The sequence below is a fragment of the Spirosoma panaciterrae DSM 21099 genome, from assembly GCF_000374025.1.
In the GTDB taxonomy this organism is placed as follows: Bacteria; Bacteroidota; Bacteroidia; order Cytophagales; family Spirosomataceae; genus Spirosoma; species Spirosoma panaciterrae.
On record NZ_KB893172.1, the window covers coordinates 389759 to 406271 of the forward strand.

The window sequence follows — 16513 nt, forward strand, 5'->3', positions numbered from 1 at the left end:
AAATAGCTACTACAAGTGGGCGTTTTGCCCATATAAAAATAGATAATCCATGTTAAACGATGAGGAAGCTCAACGTGTGAGCAAATTTCTGAGTTTAGTGCTTCGCCATAAACCTGAAACACTTGGTATAACCCTTAATGAACAAGGGTGGACCGATGTAGATAGATTGTTGACAAAGCTTTACCATAGAGGCTACCAAATCAGTCGAGATCAGCTAAAGTATATTGTAGAAACCAACAATAAAAAACGCTTCGCCTTTAGTCTGGATGAAAGCCAAATCCGAGCGAACCAGGGCCATTCGGTGGAGGTTGATTTGGGATATGTCGAAAAGCAGCCACCAGCATTGCTATATCATGGTACTGCAATGCGATTTATAGACTCGATCAAGGCTGATGGTTTGCGAAAGATGAATCGCCACCATGTACACTTAAGCAGCGATGAACAAACGGCTTATATGGTTGGGAGCCGTCATGGAAAGCCCGTTGTTCTCACCATAAAAGCGGGCGAAATGGCAATGGCCGGACACGTTTTTTACCAGTCCGATAATGGCGTCTGGTTAACCGATACCGTGCCAACGGCCTATATTATTGTTAGAAATTTATAGAAATCTATACTGTCTAGTAGGTAAGTATGTCAGGCAAAAAGTGAAGCTCTATCGTTATAACTAACCCATGGGTCGCTTTTAGGTGCTACCGCAAGGTAAGAGTACCCAGTTTTTTTAATCATAGGTTAACGTAAGACACCCTCCTGTCGGTTGGCAGGAGGGATGTTTTCAATCGGTTTCTTATGCGGATCATTTTCATCATTTTCGTGGCCTGCCTGTCTCCCTTAATTGCGCTGTCTATCGACACTCAGGCCTATGTGACGAACCAACCGGGTACGGGCTATTTTACAATAGTTGCCAACGGGAAAGCGACGCCATTCATAACCAGTACCGGAGAGTATCCTGGGGTAATACGAGCGCTGAAAAATCTACAGGCCGATATAAAGCAGGTAACCCAGATACTTCCCATTCTGAAAACGGATAAGGACCTGTATACCAAAGAAATCGTGCTGGTTGGTACACTGGGAAAAAGCCCCCTGATTGATCGGTTGGTACAGACAAAGAAACTGGATGTGACTGGTGTCGTCGGTAAATGGGAGACGTTCATGACACAAATTGTCGATCAGCCCATACCGGGTGTTGATCGGGCGCTGGTCATTGCCGGAAGTGATAAACGGGGTACTATTTATGGCCTTTATGACCTGTCGACTCAGATAGGCGTATCGCCCTGGAACTGGTGGGCCGATGTACCTGTCAGTCCGCAGTCGTCACTGTATGTAGTGCCGGGCCGCCATACACAGGGAACGCCGGCGGTTAAATACCGGGGCATTTTCATCAACGACGAAGCGCCTGCTCTGTCGGGTTGGGCAAAGGAGAAATTTGGCGGCTTCAACCACAAGTTTTATGAGAAAGTATTTGAGCTGATCCTTCGCCTGAAAGGAAATTACCTTTGGCCTGCCATGTGGGGAAGTGCGTTCTACGACGATGATAACCTGAATCCGTACCTGGCCAACGAATATGGGGTGGTGATTGGCACGACACACCACGAACCCCTTATGCGGGCTCACGACGAATGGCGACGCTACGGTAAAGGCCCCTGGAACTATCAGAAAAATGAAACCGCTCTCCGTGATTTCTGGAAAGAGGGGATCCGGCGAATGGGAGCCAATGAAAGTATTGTCTCCGTCGGAATGCGAGGAGATGGCGATGAGCCCATGAGTCGCGAAAGCAACATCGCGCTGCTGGAGCGAATTGTGGCCGATCAACGTAAAGTTATTGGTGAGCTTACGCATAAAGACCCTTCAGAAACCCCGCAACTCTGGGCACTATACAAAGAAGTACAGGACTATTATGACAAAGGTATGCGGGTGCCCGACGATGTGACGCTACTCCTTTGCGACGATAACTGGGGGAATATCCGCAAGCTCCCCGCTCTGGGTACCCCCAAACGGCAGGGTGGTTATGGTATTTACTACCACTTCGATTATGTCGGTGGGCCCCGCAACTACAAATGGCTGAACACTAGTCCTATTGCCCGTACCTGGGAACAGATGCATCTGGCGTATGAACATGGGGTTGATCGCATCTGGATCGTAAATGTCGGTGATATTAAGCCAATGGAATTTCCCATTGAGTTTTTTATGGATTATGCTTGGGCTCCTGACCGCTGGCCTGCCGAACGGCTGGAGGCCTATGCATCGCTATGGGCAGAGCGTCAGTTTGGGCCGAAACACGCCCTGGCCATCGGGCGCATCCTTCAGAAATACACCAGCTACAACAGCCGCCGAAAGCCTGAATTACTCACGCCCGATACCTATAGCCTTACCCATTACCGCGAAGCCGAAACCATTGTCAATGAGTACAATGCGTTGCTTCGGGAGGCTGAGCAGATTTATAATGATCTGCCGGCCGATTATCGGGATGCCTATTATCAGCTAGTGTTGCATCCGGTACGAGCCTGTGCCAACCTGAACGAACTGTACGTAACCGTAGCTAAAAATCGCCTGTATGCAGCGCAAAGGCGATCCCTAACGAACAAACTGGCACAACGGGCCAGGGAGCTGTTTGAGCGTGATGCCCAAATTACGCGCTATTATAATGATACACTGGCCAATGGGAAATGGCATCACCTGATGGACCAAACGCATATTGGCTACACCTACTGGCAACAACCCGACAAAAACAGGATGCCCGACGTGAAAATGATTGATGAGCCAGCAACAGACGAAATGGGTATAGCTGTCGAAGGGTCGGACGATTGGTGGCCTTCAGCAGCTACAAAGCCGGTGTTGCCCGTTATCAATTCTTTCCAGAATCAGTCCGTTTATTTTGACGTATTCAACCGGGGTAAAACACCATTTACCTGTACGATCGAAGCCCCGGTTCCCTGGTTGAAAATTCTTTCGGGGAGCCGGATAACCGACGAGGAACGCCTAGCCGTTCGGGTTATCGACTGGAAAAAAGTCCCCATCGGCGTCCATCGGGTTCCAATTACAGTCAGTGGATTTAATGGCAGCCAGACGATTGTGATCGAAGCCGTCGTTGAACACCTCACAGAGCCGAAACGCACCGACATGAATGGGTTTCTGGCGAGTGATGGTTATGTGTCGATGGAAGCCATTCACTACACCAAAGCCATTCAGTACGATTCAATTCGGTGGGGGGCAGTACCGGATGTTGGACGTACCGGAGCCGGAATAATGATTTTTCCGGTTACAGCACCCGCTCAGGAGAACCTCAATGCAATGAGTCCTCATCTGGAATACCGAATTTATGCCGCAGATACGGGTAGGGTCAGGGTACAAACCTATCTATCGCCAACACTTAATTTCAACGAGAACAAAGGGTTACGCTTTGCCCTATCGTTCGATGACGAAACCCCTCAGGTGATTGATATGCATGCCGGTGAAACGAATAAAAGCTGGGAGCAATCCGTCGCAAACAATATCCGTGTTCTGATGTCGCAGCATACCTTGGTCAAACCAGGCGAACATATTCTGAAATTCTGGATGGTAGATCCGGCCGTGGTGCTCCAAAAAATAGTGGTTGATTTGGGTGGGTTAAAAGCAAGCTACCTCGGCCCCCCCGAAAGCTTTTACCGAACCCAGGAAACCTCTGTGGAGATCGGCAAACAATTTAAACTCAAACGACAGATAGATTGATGAGTGAGTAGTTGGCAAGCTCCTGTAGGGCACAAGCGCCACGAGAATTAGCTTTCCGTCCCGTCTCAAGAAAAATCGCGTTGGGGTAGGCCAATATGATAAGCCATCAAAATTCCGTAGTTTGCAGGTTTAAAACCTTCCCAATCGTATCGTACAACCTTGTCGATGGTAGAGCAATATAAACAGCAGCGACCTTATTTATTAGCATTAGACTCAATTATTTTTGGCTTCGATGGGGAGGGTTTGAGGGTACTGCTGGTAAAACGGGGTATTGAAGGGAGTACCTGGTCGCTGATGGGTGGCTGGCTTCAGCCAGAAGAGAGCCTGGAACAGGCGGCTGCCCGTATTCTGTTTGAACTGACTGGGCTGACCAACGTTTATCTCGAACAGTTGCATGCTTTTGGCGATCCCTACCGCGATCCCATCGTCCGTACGATCTCTGTTGCTTATTTTTCGCTGGTTAAAGTAGCCGACTATGAATCCAACCTGTCCGAAGCGTTTCAGGCTCGTTGGTTTTCGATTTATGACCTGCCCACGTTGCTGTTCGATCATGCCGACATGGTTGAGCTGGCCCTCAAACGACTACGGTATAAAGCGGCCCAGCATCCAATTGGGTTTGAACTCCTGCCCGAAAAATTTACCATTCCTCAGCTTAAGAAGCTCTACGACGCGATCTACAATACCGACTTCGATAAACGGAATTTTAGCCGGAAAATCCTCTCAACGGGGCTGCTCATTAAACTGGATGAAAAACAGAAAGGCTTTTCGAAAAAAGGGGCGTATTACTACCAGGTCGATGCGGTCAAGTATGGCCAGTTGACCAATTCCTTTCTGAACTTTATCCCGAATACAGATACCATTCTGTAGAAGTCTGAATTTTCAGACAGGTCGGAAGAGTATAATCAGCGGGTCTTCTGCCTCTATCTACCAGACCTTTAGGGCGTTTAAACCTGTAGGGTGCATTGGACTAACTTATTTTTTAATTGTCACTTTGACAATTAAAAAATAAGTGTCAATTTTACACTATAGAAATTGCTGGAAAATTAACGCTTAACCAATTTCCAAATCATGTCGAACATCACGCTTGGCGACCAGGAGTTTTTCAAAGGCATTGGCGCTATTGCCTACGAAGGCCCTAAATCCAAAAACCCGTTAGCTTTTAAATGGTACAATCCCGAACTGATCATAAACGGTAAATCATTACGGGAGCAACTGCGCTTTGCGATCAGTTACTGGCACACCTTCTGCGGAACGGGTGGCGACCCATTTGGTCCCGGTACGCGTGTATTTCCCTGGGATCAGGACAGCGATGCCAACGTTCGGGCTAAGCTCAAGATGGATGCTGCTTTTGAGTTCTTCACTAAAATCGGTGCACCTTATTATTGCTTCCACGACATTGATCTGGTGGATGAAGGGGCGTCGGCGGCAGAATACGAAAAACGTCTACAGACCATTGTCGACTACGGAAAACAGAAACAGGCTGCCAGTGGGGTGAAACTGCTTTGGGGAACGGCCAACGTATTCTCAAATCCCCGGTATATGAATGGTGCTTCCACTAACCCTGATTTTGCCGTATTGGCCTATGCCGGTACGCAGGTAAAGAATGCCATCGATGCCACCATTGCGCTGGGCGGTGAGAATTACGTATTCTGGGGTGGTCGTGAGGGCTATATGTCGTTGCTGAATACCAATATGAAACGTGAGGTAGAGCATCTGGCCCGCTTCCTGACCATCGCCCGCGACTACGCCCGCAAGCAAGGGTTCAAAGGAACGTTCTTCATTGAGCCGAAACCGATGGAGCCAACCAAGCACCAGTACGATTACGACGCGGCCACAGTAATTGGTTTCCTGCGTCAGTACGGACTCGATAAAGATTTCCAACTGAACATAGAAGTGAACCATGCAACCCTGGCGGGACACACCTTCGATCACGAATTGCAGGTAGCTGCCGATGCGGGTATGCTGGGCAGCATCGACGCCAACCGGGGCGATTATCAGAATGGCTGGGACACCGATCAGTTCCCCATCAATATTTACGAGCTTGTTGAGGCCGCGCTGGTGATTCAGCAGGCAGGGGGTATCAAACCCGGTGGGATTAATTTCGATGCGAAAGTGCGCCGGAATTCAACCGATATCGACGACCTGTTCATTGCGCACATCAGCGGAATGGACGCCTTTGCGCGTGCCTTCATCGCTGCCGATGCCATTTTGAAAGAGTCAGATTACCTCAAATTCCGGGCCGATCGCTATGCTTCGTTCGATAGTGGCCAGGGTAAAGCCTTCGAAGAAGGAACACTGACCCTGGACGATCTGCGGGCTTACACCCTGGAAAATGGCGAACCACAGATGCGCAGCGGTAAGCAGGAGTGGCTCGAAAGCATTATCAACCAGTATATCTGATTTTAGAGCTGAGATAGGAGTATTGAACAGCCTGAAAGTGTCCTACTTTCGGGCTGTTTTGTTAAGTAGAGAGCCCAGGCTAGTTTGCTGACCGGGGGCAAGGTTCACCAATTCACCCGCCAGCAGAAACGCCAGGGAATGGTCAATACGAACCGTAAAGAGTTGGTTATTGGCAGGATTGCTTTAACGCAATCGTATCAATTCTGGTGGAGAACATCTATTGATCCTCGTAATAATAGCCGAAGATGATCCCCATTTCATCATCACTGGTCAGACCAAAGCTGACATCTTTGGCGGTTGTATTGGTGTAGGTGATTTCCGAAGTTAGCCCTTCGCCTTTCTTGAGTGCAATCGGTGTCGTAAACGTGATGATGTCGGGATGCGCCCAGTCCGTCGATGTAAACACGACTTCGCCATCGCGGGTGCCGCCCTTGATCTTTATGACAAACTTCGTTCCCAACTGGTGCATGTGCGAGGTAAGTGTCAGGATTTTACGGGGTTTGTCGAAGGTGAAGGACTTGGTGAGGGTAACGGTCTTTCCGGCCGGAATCGTCAGATTGGTGTTACTCAGATTCAGCGTTTGCACCACATTGACTACTTTCGATTTATCAACTGTGTAGAAATTGATCTGTGCCTCACCCTTCATCACCGACGTCGTTTTATTGACAAAGTGTGAGTTGAGGTCGAGCGACGCATTGGCTGGAATGAGCAGAGCCGTCCCTTCGGGGAAAACGTAATTCTGGTACTGCGCCTGAGAGCCAGCCAGATAGACGTGGTTCGACATGCTGAGTGCTGTTACAATATTGAGCGAGTTATCAGCATTTCGCAGATCACGAATGTCGTTCAGGTTAGGAAGCAGGCTTTTATTCGAGAAATCGTAAGCGACAAAATGATGGCTTCCATTCCTCATTTTGGTTTCGTAGCGGTTTACATAAATATCGGCCGTATTGCCTACCAGCCGTCGGGTAAACAGTTCCCGTTCAAAATTTGGCTGAATATCGAACGCAGGTACCGACATCTGGTAGCCAGTTCCGGCGGCTGGTACCGATAACGATTCATAAGGGGTTATGGTAACGGTGTTATCGGCCAGCAGGCTTGCATCGACAACAGTACCTGTTTTGGGAGCGCCCGCTTCAATCCACCGCCGAACAAATTCGATCTGCCCATCGGGCAACGTATTACCACCCAGAGGCATCTGATTACCATACGATTTGCCGGAGTGGTGACTAGCCGAAATATTCAGTTTATGATACAACAGGCTTTCCAGCGACGCATAGGCTTTTACCCGTTTCAGGCCATCGGCTTTAGCATTCGTATTTTTTGGGTCAACGCCAACCAGATTGGCATACGCAACTCCTTCGGCCAGCACCAGGCCGTGTTGACTAAAGGTCGCATCTTTTTCCGAAGCGTGACAACCTGATAAAGCACAGGATGGGGTGAAAATTTTCTGTTGAATCAGATCGAAGGTCCCCGTTTCGGTAGGCGTAGGGGAGTCGGTTGTCGTCTTACTACACGACACCAGGTTCAGCAGCATGGCTGATGCACCAATACAAAGACCTAATCGGGTATAAGTCAGGAAATTCATAGTCCGTTTCGGGCCAATAAGCCTTTCGAAAGATAACGTTATTTCTGCACTTTGTTGCTAAAGGCCCGTTAAAACCGGAGGATGAAATCCTGTTTTGGCTGCTCTTTCCGGAAGAATACCAACCCCACCCAAAACAGGTCGACCGTTACCCGAACGGCTCTATGCGCTTTGATGTGGTTCCAGGCCTGCTCCATTTCATCCGACCAGTGAATGTCGTCGAATACAAAAACCGTGTCGTTATGGATGTTGGTCAGGCAGGTTTCGAAATAGCGGACAGTAGGTTCGTAGCGGTGATTGGCATCGAAAAAAGCAAAATCGATGGGTTTGCTGGCTGCAACGTGCTGAGCGAGTGTTTCGTCCAGGTTACCGACCACCAACGATACATTATCAATCCCGAGTTGCGCAAAATTCTGGCGGGCCATAGCGGCAGTTTCGGGGCATCCTTCAAACGTCAGCACTTTTCCCTGAAAAGGTCGGGTCGCTTCGGCCAGATACGCCGTTGTAAGACCAAGTGACGTGCCAAGATCGATGATCGTTCGGGCTTCGAACCGATGGATAAGCCGATACAGCAGTCGCCCGAAGCGGGCCGATTTTTGGGAATTACGCGCAACATCACCAACCGTACGCTGCTGGGCCGCGTTTACTTTCGAACCTGCGCCAAAGTCTGTTATGGTAATCAGTTGACGATTTTTTCGAAGCTCTTTTCGCAGTGTCTGAATCGGTTTAAACGCTGCTTTGGAGCTATTCCTGGCGCGAATGACCTGGGTATACAGCGAAAAGAGAAACGGGGAATGAAGCGAATGTTCGTCGCGGGCACGACTTAAATAACGAAAGTAAGCAGCAATCAACGTGTGTATGAAGTAGGACGTAGGACGTAGGCTATATGATGTAGGGGCTATATACATTCATAGAGCATGCATCTAATTAAGTTTGTAGGGCACAACCATTGTAAACTCAGGGATGTTTACACGCAATTGCTTGCCATCGATGATTCGTTCGATCAGGTAAGTGCCCGACATTTTGCCAATGCTTGACCGGAGGTTACAGCCCGACACATATTCATGGACTTCACCTGGCTCCAGAACGGGTTGAAGCCCAACGACTCCTTCGCCTTCTACCTCCCGAATTGTGCCGTTTGAGTCGAAAATCAGCCAGTGACGACGAAGCAACTGGATGGTATAGTCGCTGGCATTTTCTATCGTGATTCGATAAGTGAAAACATAATGTGCCTGAAGCGGACTGGAATAGTCGGCCTGGTACTCTGTTTTCACGCTGACTTTTACGCCTTCTGTGACTGACGAAACCATAAATTTAGTATCGTTTGCAACCTAAGAACGAAAATTAAGTTGATTAGTTTTGTTACGCAAGATCGTTCGCGAAAAAATTTCAGCGAATGCCTTTGCCTTTGGTTTAGGTCTATAATCTCAAATATCCCTTATCAGTTCCGTTGTCCATGAATGTATCTATTGCTGAATCGTGGAAAGCCCGACTACAGCCCGAATTTGACAAACCGTATTTTGCTGAACTAACCGATTTTTTGCGCCATGAGTATAATACGCAACGGGTTTATCCGCCGGGTCGATTGATTTTCAATGCGTTTGATAAATGCAGTTTCGACGATGCCCGTGTGGTTATTCTAGGTCAGGATCCTTATCATGGTGAGGGACAGGCGAATGGACTTGCTTTTTCGGTAGCTGATGGTATTCCGAAGCCCCCGTCGCTGATCAATATCTTCAAAGAGATTCAGGACGATCTGGGTAAGCCTATTCCAAAGTCGGGTAATCTCGAACGCTGGGCCCGGCAGGGCGTGATGCTGCTGAACGCAACCCTAACCGTTCGGGCTGGGCAGGCAGGTTCACATCAGGGCAAAGGCTGGGAAACTTTTACCGATGCGGTCATCAAACTGCTTTCGACAGAAAAGCAGCACATTGTGTTTATGCTTTGGGGAGCTTATGCTCAGAAGAAAGGCGCGGTGATCGACAGTAAAAAGCATCTGGTCCTGAAAGCCAAACACCCATCGCCGATGGCGGCTAATTATGGTGGCTGGTTCGGCAATAAGCACTTTAGTCAGGCAAATGCCTATCTGGAAAGCAAAGGGTTAGCGCCAATTGAATGGTAGTCGATTGACTATCTATCGGGTTGTATAATCCGTTTGCAAGCCGGTGTAGATCCAGTTGGCCAGTGCCTGTCGGTTATCGGCCAGCAGGAAACGCCGTTGATCTTTATCGTTGCGAATGTTGCCCAGTTCAATAAAAACGGTAGGCGGGTGGCTATTCCGGACAACATATAAGCTGCTTCGGTCCGACACAGTGCCGAGGTAACTACGGCCCGGCTGACTGCGTTTATAGCCCGACTTAAAGCTTTTGTGAATGTGTTTGGCCAGTTGCTTCCCTACGTGGCTATTCTCGTGGTGGTAAAAAAACACATCAATGTTCTGGCCTTCACTGCGGCTGTCGACATGGATAGTGACAAAGCGCTGATACCTTTCTTTATGCTTGCGGTGAAGCCGATTTACTGCGTCTGTACATTGACGGAGCCGTAGTGTTTGGTTTAATGGAATGGCTTGGTTGGGGTATGTCACCTCGTCGTGATCCAGTTTCAGGACACTTTCATCACGGATACCATCGTTTGGATCGCGAACAATCATGTACACCGTTGCCCCATGTTCCATCAGATTGCGAGCCAGCCGGATGGTGACGTCATAGGCATATTCATCTTCGGCCAATGCATACTTCCCATAACGGCCAATAGCACCGGGGTCGGGTCCACCGTGTCCTGAAGCCAGGTAATAAACGGCACCACCCAGCTTTTGATCGCTCACGGTTACATGGGCATACTTCGGACCCAACAGGGCCAGCGAAGTCGAGTTGGCCGCTGTTTTGGTCGTTGTAGATACCTTCCTGGCCGATTTATGGCTGACGGATCGAATCCTGGCTGAACTGGCGCGTTTGGTACTTTTGGCTGACAGTCGTTTTTTGGCCGAGCGAGCCCGCAGGGCTGACGACTTTTCTTTCCCTTTGGCTACTACCAGTTGACTGCTTCCCTGGACGAGCAATAGCGTCAGTAAAATCAACAGGCTGAATGGGTTGCGGGTAGAACAGTAGGGTAGTAACTTGATCATGCTTCAGGGATAAAACGTTTTCAGGTTCGGACTTAAAACGGACAAAAGAGTCACCAGATTGCGTTTATGATAAACCCCCGATTTTGTGGCTCTACGCACAAAACCGGGGGTTGACTATGGATATAGGGTACCCGTTCGCTAGTCAATCGTTCGGAACAAGCGGTTCCAGCGGATCTTGTTCCAGATGTTGGCCGGGTTCGGATCGAGCGACATCCAGACGAACACAGCCTTCCCGACAATATGGTCTTCGGGAACAAAGCCCCAAAAACGCGAGTCAAGAGAGTTATCGCGATTATCGCCCATCATGAAATAGTAATCCTGCTTGAACGTGTACGACTTGATAGGCTGCCCGGCAATTTTGATACTAGCCGAATCGAGTTCAACTTTTTCGTTACCGTCGTAGAGTTGAATAACCGGACCATAGAGCGCAATGGTCTGTGGAGTGATCTGGATCGTGGCTCCTTTTTTCGGGATGGTGAGCGGGCCAAAATTGTCGTGATTCCATTTGAAGGTGGGGGCTCCATATATCATCGGAGCGGCTTCGCCCGGTTTTTCGGTCATGGGCTCAATGCCTTTCACCCAGTCGAACCCTTTGAATTTGGCGATTGTCTCTTCGGTTGTATTGATGCTATAACCTACCAGCTTTTGTGTTTTGGTCGAATCGTCGTATTGTACAAGCGGTTTCCAGTTTTCGGTGGGTTGATTGGGATCGCGGTAGTCATTTACGATGTCATATTTGCGGAAGAACGTATCATCCAGCTCTTCGGTCGTTTTGATGAAGTATTTCTGTTCTGAGCGGGGAGGTTTCGGAAACGGTTTTCCATTGACAAATACCTCACGCATCCGTACTTCAACCACATCGCCCGGAATGCCGATACATCGTTTGATGTAATTGGTTTTCAGATCGACCGGATAATCGATGTTGTCGTTCAGGTACTTGGGCGGTACGTTAAACACCACGACATCGCCGTTCTTGACGTGCGTAAAACCCGGCAGCCGGTAGGAGGGAAGCTGGATAAGTGTGCTGTAGGACGGAATGTCGGTTCCCCAGATTTTCTGGTGCGTGAGGGGTACCTGCAAGGGGGTCCGTGGGGTACGGGTGCCATAGTGCAACTTGCTCACAAACAGGAAGTCGCCTACCATCAGGCTGTTCTCCATAGAAGGCGTTGGAATGGTAAACGCTTCCATAAACAACCACCGGATAAGCGTAGCCGCTACAACCGCAAATAAGACGGAATCGAACCACTCCCGAATGGGCGATTTTTTGGTTTTAGCCGGTGCTTCGGCCTTGGTTTTAACTTCAGACACGTTCAATACTGATGAATTATGAATTATAAATTATCGATGTTGAGGTAGAAGGCAATTGGCTACTCCTGGAATAAACAACGAAATTACGAAGATGAAATGGTTTTATTTCATCCTTCATCATTTGTCAATGCGCAGGCGCCCCCGGCAGCATCCCCAACAGGTCGTCCATCCCAAATACGCCCTCGCGCCCAACCAGCCACTCAGCAGCCACAACGGCTCCGAGTGCGAACCCTTGCCGGCTGTGGGCTACGTGTTTAATATCGATCCGGTCAACGTCCGATTCGTACCGGACAATGTGCGTTCCGGGAACCGTACCTTCGCGAAGCGACTTGATTTCAATATCGTCTGTACCGACAATAGCGGGCTCTTTATCCGGTTCGTTTACCACCCAGCGGTGTTTGTGGGGGAGTTGTTCAAGTACACCTTCGGCTAAAGTAATGGCAGTCCCGCTAGGGGCATCCTTCTTTTCAGTATGGTGAATTTCGGTCATCGACACATGGTACGATGGGTAATTCCGCATAAACTGAGCCAGTATCTTGTTCAGTCGGAAAAATAGGTTGACCCCAATGCTGTAGTTCGATGCGTAAAAGAAAGCGCCTTTATTGTCGCGGCATAAGGCCTCAATCTCAGTGCGATGGCTCAGCCAGCCGGTTGTACCGCAAACGACTGGCCAGCCCCGTTTTAAGCAGTAGGATAAATTGTCGACCGCCGACTCGGGCGAGCTAAATTCAATCACAACATCAACAGCGTCGGGTTCCAGATTCGCCAGGTCGGCGTGGTTGTCGGCATCAATACGGCCCGCAATCTGGTGACCTCGGTCGAGCGCAATTTGCTCGATGGTCTTACCCATTTTGCCATAGCCAAGCAGGAGTATATTCATATCATTTAAACGTAAATGCCACCCGAACACCGGGGACTAAGCCAACACCGGGGGTAGGTAGCACGCTGGGTTCGACGTTCATCGAAATGTCGTCGGATAAATCAAAAGTTTTTAAGTGGGCCGCTACATTGGCTTCAACAATCGAAACCGCATAAAGTGCCACTGATAATAAAACATTTAAGTCCCTGTAGCGCCGGTAGGTATCGTACGCATTTTTGGCCCCCGTCGATGTCCGATACTGATACGGGCCAATAACAACATACTCAGGTTTGCTATAGGTTGCCTGGACTGTTACAGGGGCGCCAATCAAATTAGATGGGTACATACTATCATCAAGTCCGACCGTATAGGAGCCCGCTACAACATCCCCAAATAGCAACCGACGATAGCCTGTTGCCGCTTCCTGGGCCAGTCCACGGTATTTGACGAACAGATAGCCCATAACGGCGTAACCCGCATAAACAAACGGCATCTTATAATACTGTCGATTGTAAGCCTGCCCCAGCGCCAGAATTGGAACGAGGGCCCGCATGGTTGCTTTACGGGGTACAATTTTGTGAATAGCACGCTCCTGCTTGGCCGTTAGCCGAACCGTATCCGGACGGTCCAGCGAGGTTGAATCGTTTTCGGGGGTTAGAATGGAGGTGCCCACACGGATGCCATTTCGGCGAATGGTCGTCGGTATGGAGTCGGAAGCAGAGCGGAGTTGTCGGGTCGAATCCGTTGGTGCCGGTGTAGGGGCGGGTTTAATAGCTGGATTTTGGGCAAAAAGCGAGCCTGCTGTTAAGACGACGAACAGCGCAACAATGCATGAAGTGGATAATGAATTCATACATAGACAACGTCCGAACCCATGGGCCTGGATTCGTTGGTGCACCCGTTTAAGGTAATTTAACACGACTAAGCTATGCGTTCAGCTCTGAGAGTTCAGTACTTCCAGAATTTTGGCCAACTCCTCCTGCGAGGTGAACGGAATTTTGATCTCGCCCTTATGTTTCTCATCGGCTTTGATCGACACGCGGGTACCAAACAAGGAGGAGAGCTTGAACTGCAGGCTACGAATTTCCTGTTTAGGGAGCGTTATCCGCCGATTTTTAGTGGTTTCTTCGATTCCATCGGATAAATTCCGAACGGCTTCTTCTACTTTTCGAACCGACCATTCTTCGTCAACGGCTTTCGTGAAAAGTCGGATTTGCGTTTCGGGATTTTCGATGTTGATAATAGCCCGGGCGTGGCCCATCGAAATTCTATTGTCGCGAAGAGAAGCCTGTATCACGGGGGGCAGCTTCAGCAGTCGGATGTAGTTGTTGACAGTGGTCCGGTTTTTGCCAACCCGTTCGCCCAGTTCTTCCTGTTTCAGGCTACATTCGGTAATGAGCCGTTGATAGCTAAGCGCAATTTCGATGGCGTTGAGGTTTTCACGCTGAATGTTTTCGATCAGCGCCATTTCCAGCATCTGCTGGTCGTTGGCTGTGCGGATATAGGCAGGGATGTGCGTAAGCCCGGCTATTTTGGAGGCCTGTAAACGGCGTTCTCCGGCAATCAGCTGATAGCGTTCTTTGCCCAGTTGCCGAACCGTAATCGGCTGGATAATGCCCTGAGTCCGAATCGAATCGGCAAGCTCCTGAAGCGCTTCTTCATCGAATCGGGTACGAGGCTGAAAAGGGTTTGTTTCAATCTGCGACAGACCAATTTCGGTCATCGTACTGATGGATTCGTACGGCGACGGTTTCGACTGTCGGTTGACCGCTTCGGTATCGTGCAGCAAGGCACCTAAGCCACGGCCCAATCCTATCATCTTCTTATTCGGTGCTTTGGTGTTGTCCATGCGTAAAGATGTATGATATAGGATGTATGATATAGGATACATGATCGCGGAAAAGCAATCCTATATCATACATCATACATCATACATGTTTTATGCTTCTTGTGGCATCATGCCGTTTTTAATCAAAATCTCGCGAGCCAGGTTTAAATAACTAACGGCTCCTTTGCTATCGGCATCCTGAGCCAGAGCCGGAACCCCAAAGCTGGGTGATTCGCTGAGCCGAATATTGCGCGGAATAATGGTATTGAACACCATTTGCTGGAAGTGGCTCGTAACCTCACTCACCACCTGATTCGACAAGCGAACCCGCAAATCATACATGGTCAGCAGAATGCCTTCGATGGCCAGATGCGTATTTAACCGCGACTGGATGATCTTGATCGTGTTCAGTAATTTACCCAATCCTTCGAGCGCAAAATATTCGCACTGAACCGGAATAATGACCGAGTCAGCAGCCGTTAAACTGTTGATGGTAATCAATCCGAGCGAAGGCGAACAGTCAATGATTATGAAATCGTACTCATCGCGCAGGCTACCGAGTGCTTCTTTCATTTTATCCTCCCGATTCTGGAGGTTAATCATTTCGATCTCAGCACCTACGAGGTCAATGTGTGAAGGCAGCAGGTCCAGGTTCGGGAAGTCCGTCTGGATAATAGCGTCCTGCGGCCGAACACCTTCGACCATGCATTCGTAAATGCTGTTTTCGATTTCCTTCGGATTGTAACCCAGTCCCGACGTGGAGTTCGCCTGAGGATCTGCGTCAACAATAAGCGTCTGAAATTCGAGGGCGGCCAAACTGGCGGCCAGATTTATCGTTGTTGTAGTTTTACCGACGCCCCCCTTCTGGTTGGCGATAGCAATGACTTTACCCATCGGTTTGTACGTTGCAGGTCCAAAGATGCCGGATAGTTTCCACGAAAGCAAGAAATGTTCCACGGAATGTTTCACAAAATTTTATTCCGTATAAAATGCCGTTGATACAGAGACAAAAAGGGGTTGAACGAGCCTGAATTGGGTCTATAACTGATTGGGAGACGAAAAAAGGCAGAAAAAAATAATGTAGAATTAATCAAGAGGGGAGGCTATGTGCTGTGCAACAATTTGATAAGTGACTGAGTCATTGGGGGTACATTGGTGGTTTCTGCCGCCTTTGATAAGACAATTTAATCTATTCTCCGGTATGGTTTATCGAATTTGTATCCTTGTTATCGGCTTACTTCCTTGCAGTCCGGCGGTTGCCCAGGTCAATTCCGTGGTCTATAATTCGGTAAGGGATTCGATTATTGCCCGGTTCAATCGGAATGATTTCAAAGGTATCTATCAGTTGGCTGATACAGCCTTCTCCAACCATATTTCGGAAGATCGACTGGTTAGCTACCTGAAGAGCAATCGCAATAGTGGCAATATTATCTCCGTGGTATCGCAGGAAGAGACTAAGGGTGGGATTTCGTATCATCTGCAATTCGAAATCAGGGACATGCTTCTATTCTTAAAAGTGACCCCTGATCGACGATTCAATAGTTTCGGTTTATCGAATGTACCGATTAGCTTATCGGCCGTTGCTCCTCAGGTACAAAGCAATAACCCACTGAAAACAGATATGGATCGGGCGGTGGATAGCCTGGTACGAGATTACTTTCGTGACCCAGAGCAACCGGACTTTCCATTGGGCTGATAAAGGCTGGT

At 48.9% G+C, this 16513-nt stretch carries 15 protein-coding genes; 6 read left to right on the plus strand and 9 right to left on the minus strand.

What is annotated here, in order from left to right; genetic code table 11:
* Positions 1–49: 49 nt before the first annotated feature.
* The 4 genes from B153_RS0101580 to xylA all read left to right on the plus strand — a co-directional run bounded on the left by B153_RS0101580 (position 50) and on the right by xylA (position 6105).
* On the plus strand, positions 50–604 hold the full coding sequence (locus B153_RS0101580) for an RNA 2'-phosphotransferase (RefSeq protein WP_020594901.1): 555 nt from the start codon (positions 50–52) through the stop codon (positions 602–604).
* Between the two features lie 182 nt (positions 605–786).
* Complete coding sequence (locus B153_RS34490; protein WP_020594902.1) at positions 787–3705, plus strand: glycosyl hydrolase 115 family protein; 2919 nt, start codon at positions 787–789, stop codon at positions 3703–3705.
* Positions 3706–3870: 165 nt separating this feature from the next.
* Complete coding sequence (locus tag B153_RS0101590; protein ID WP_020594903.1) at positions 3871–4572, plus strand: NUDIX hydrolase; 702 nt, start codon at positions 3871–3873, stop codon at positions 4570–4572.
* Positions 4573–4773: 201 nt separating this feature from the next.
* On the plus strand, positions 4774–6105 hold the full coding sequence (gene xylA, locus B153_RS0101595) for a xylose isomerase (protein ID WP_020594904.1): 1332 nt from the start codon (positions 4774–4776) through the stop codon (positions 6103–6105).
* Between the two features lie 217 nt (positions 6106–6322).
* Here xylA and B153_RS0101600 read toward each other — a convergent pair whose 3' ends face one another.
* The 3 genes from B153_RS0101600 to apaG form a co-directional block, all read right to left on the minus strand.
* Positions 6323–7690 carry a monooxygenase gene (locus B153_RS0101600; protein WP_020594905.1) on the minus strand — a complete coding sequence of 456 codons (1368 nt, stop codon included), beginning with the start codon at positions 7688–7690 and terminating at the stop codon, positions 6323–6325.
* Between the two features lie 68 nt (positions 7691–7758).
* Positions 7759–8538 (minus strand): O-methyltransferase, encoded by a 780-nt coding sequence (locus B153_RS0101605; protein WP_020594906.1) that lies wholly within the window; start codon positions 8536–8538, stop codon positions 7759–7761.
* Positions 8539–8610: 72 nt separating this feature from the next.
* Positions 8611–8997 (minus strand): Co2+/Mg2+ efflux protein ApaG, encoded by a 387-nt coding sequence (gene apaG / locus B153_RS0101610; protein ID WP_020594907.1) that lies wholly within the window; start codon positions 8995–8997, stop codon positions 8611–8613.
* 146 nt (positions 8998–9143) lie between these two features.
* On the opposite strand from apaG, the gene ung reads away from it, so the two are divergent.
* Complete coding sequence (gene ung / locus B153_RS0101615) at positions 9144–9809, plus strand: uracil-DNA glycosylase (RefSeq protein WP_020594908.1); 666 nt, start codon at positions 9144–9146, stop codon at positions 9807–9809.
* Positions 9810–9821: 12 nt separating this feature from the next.
* Here ung and B153_RS0101620 read toward each other — a convergent pair whose 3' ends face one another.
* From B153_RS0101620 to B153_RS0101645, 6 genes are all read right to left on the minus strand, one after another.
* Positions 9822–10811, minus strand: a complete 990-nt coding sequence (locus B153_RS0101620) for an N-acetylmuramoyl-L-alanine amidase family protein (protein ID WP_020594909.1) — start codon at positions 10809–10811, stop codon at positions 9822–9824.
* A gap of 138 nt (positions 10812–10949) precedes the next feature.
* The gene (gene lepB / locus B153_RS0101625) at positions 10950–12119 is read right to left on the minus strand and encodes a signal peptidase I (protein ID WP_026261839.1); all 1170 of its coding nucleotides are present in this window, start codon (positions 12117–12119) and stop codon (positions 10950–10952) included.
* 124 nt (positions 12120–12243) lie between these two features.
* The gene (gene dapB / locus B153_RS0101630) at positions 12244–12999 is read right to left on the minus strand and encodes a 4-hydroxy-tetrahydrodipicolinate reductase (protein ID WP_020594911.1); all 756 of its coding nucleotides are present in this window, start codon (positions 12997–12999) and stop codon (positions 12244–12246) included.
* 1 nt (position 13000) lies between these two features.
* A complete protein-coding gene (locus tag B153_RS0101635; protein WP_020594912.1) occupies positions 13001–13831 on the minus strand; it encodes a DUF5683 domain-containing protein in 831 nt (276 codons plus the stop codon).
* An 81-nt stretch (positions 13832–13912) separates the two neighbouring features.
* Positions 13913–14827 (minus strand): ParB/RepB/Spo0J family partition protein, encoded by a 915-nt coding sequence (locus B153_RS0101640; protein WP_020594913.1) that lies wholly within the window; start codon positions 14825–14827, stop codon positions 13913–13915.
* A 90-nt stretch (positions 14828–14917) separates the two neighbouring features.
* A complete protein-coding gene (locus tag B153_RS0101645; protein WP_020594914.1) occupies positions 14918–15700 on the minus strand; it encodes a ParA family protein in 783 nt (260 codons plus the stop codon).
* 307 nt (positions 15701–16007) lie between these two features.
* On the opposite strand from B153_RS0101645, the gene B153_RS0101650 reads away from it, so the two are divergent.
* Positions 16008–16502: a hypothetical protein gene (locus B153_RS0101650; protein WP_020594915.1), complete on the plus strand. Its 495-nt coding sequence runs from the start codon at positions 16008–16010 to the stop codon at positions 16500–16502.
* Positions 16503–16513: the final 11 nt, after the last annotated feature.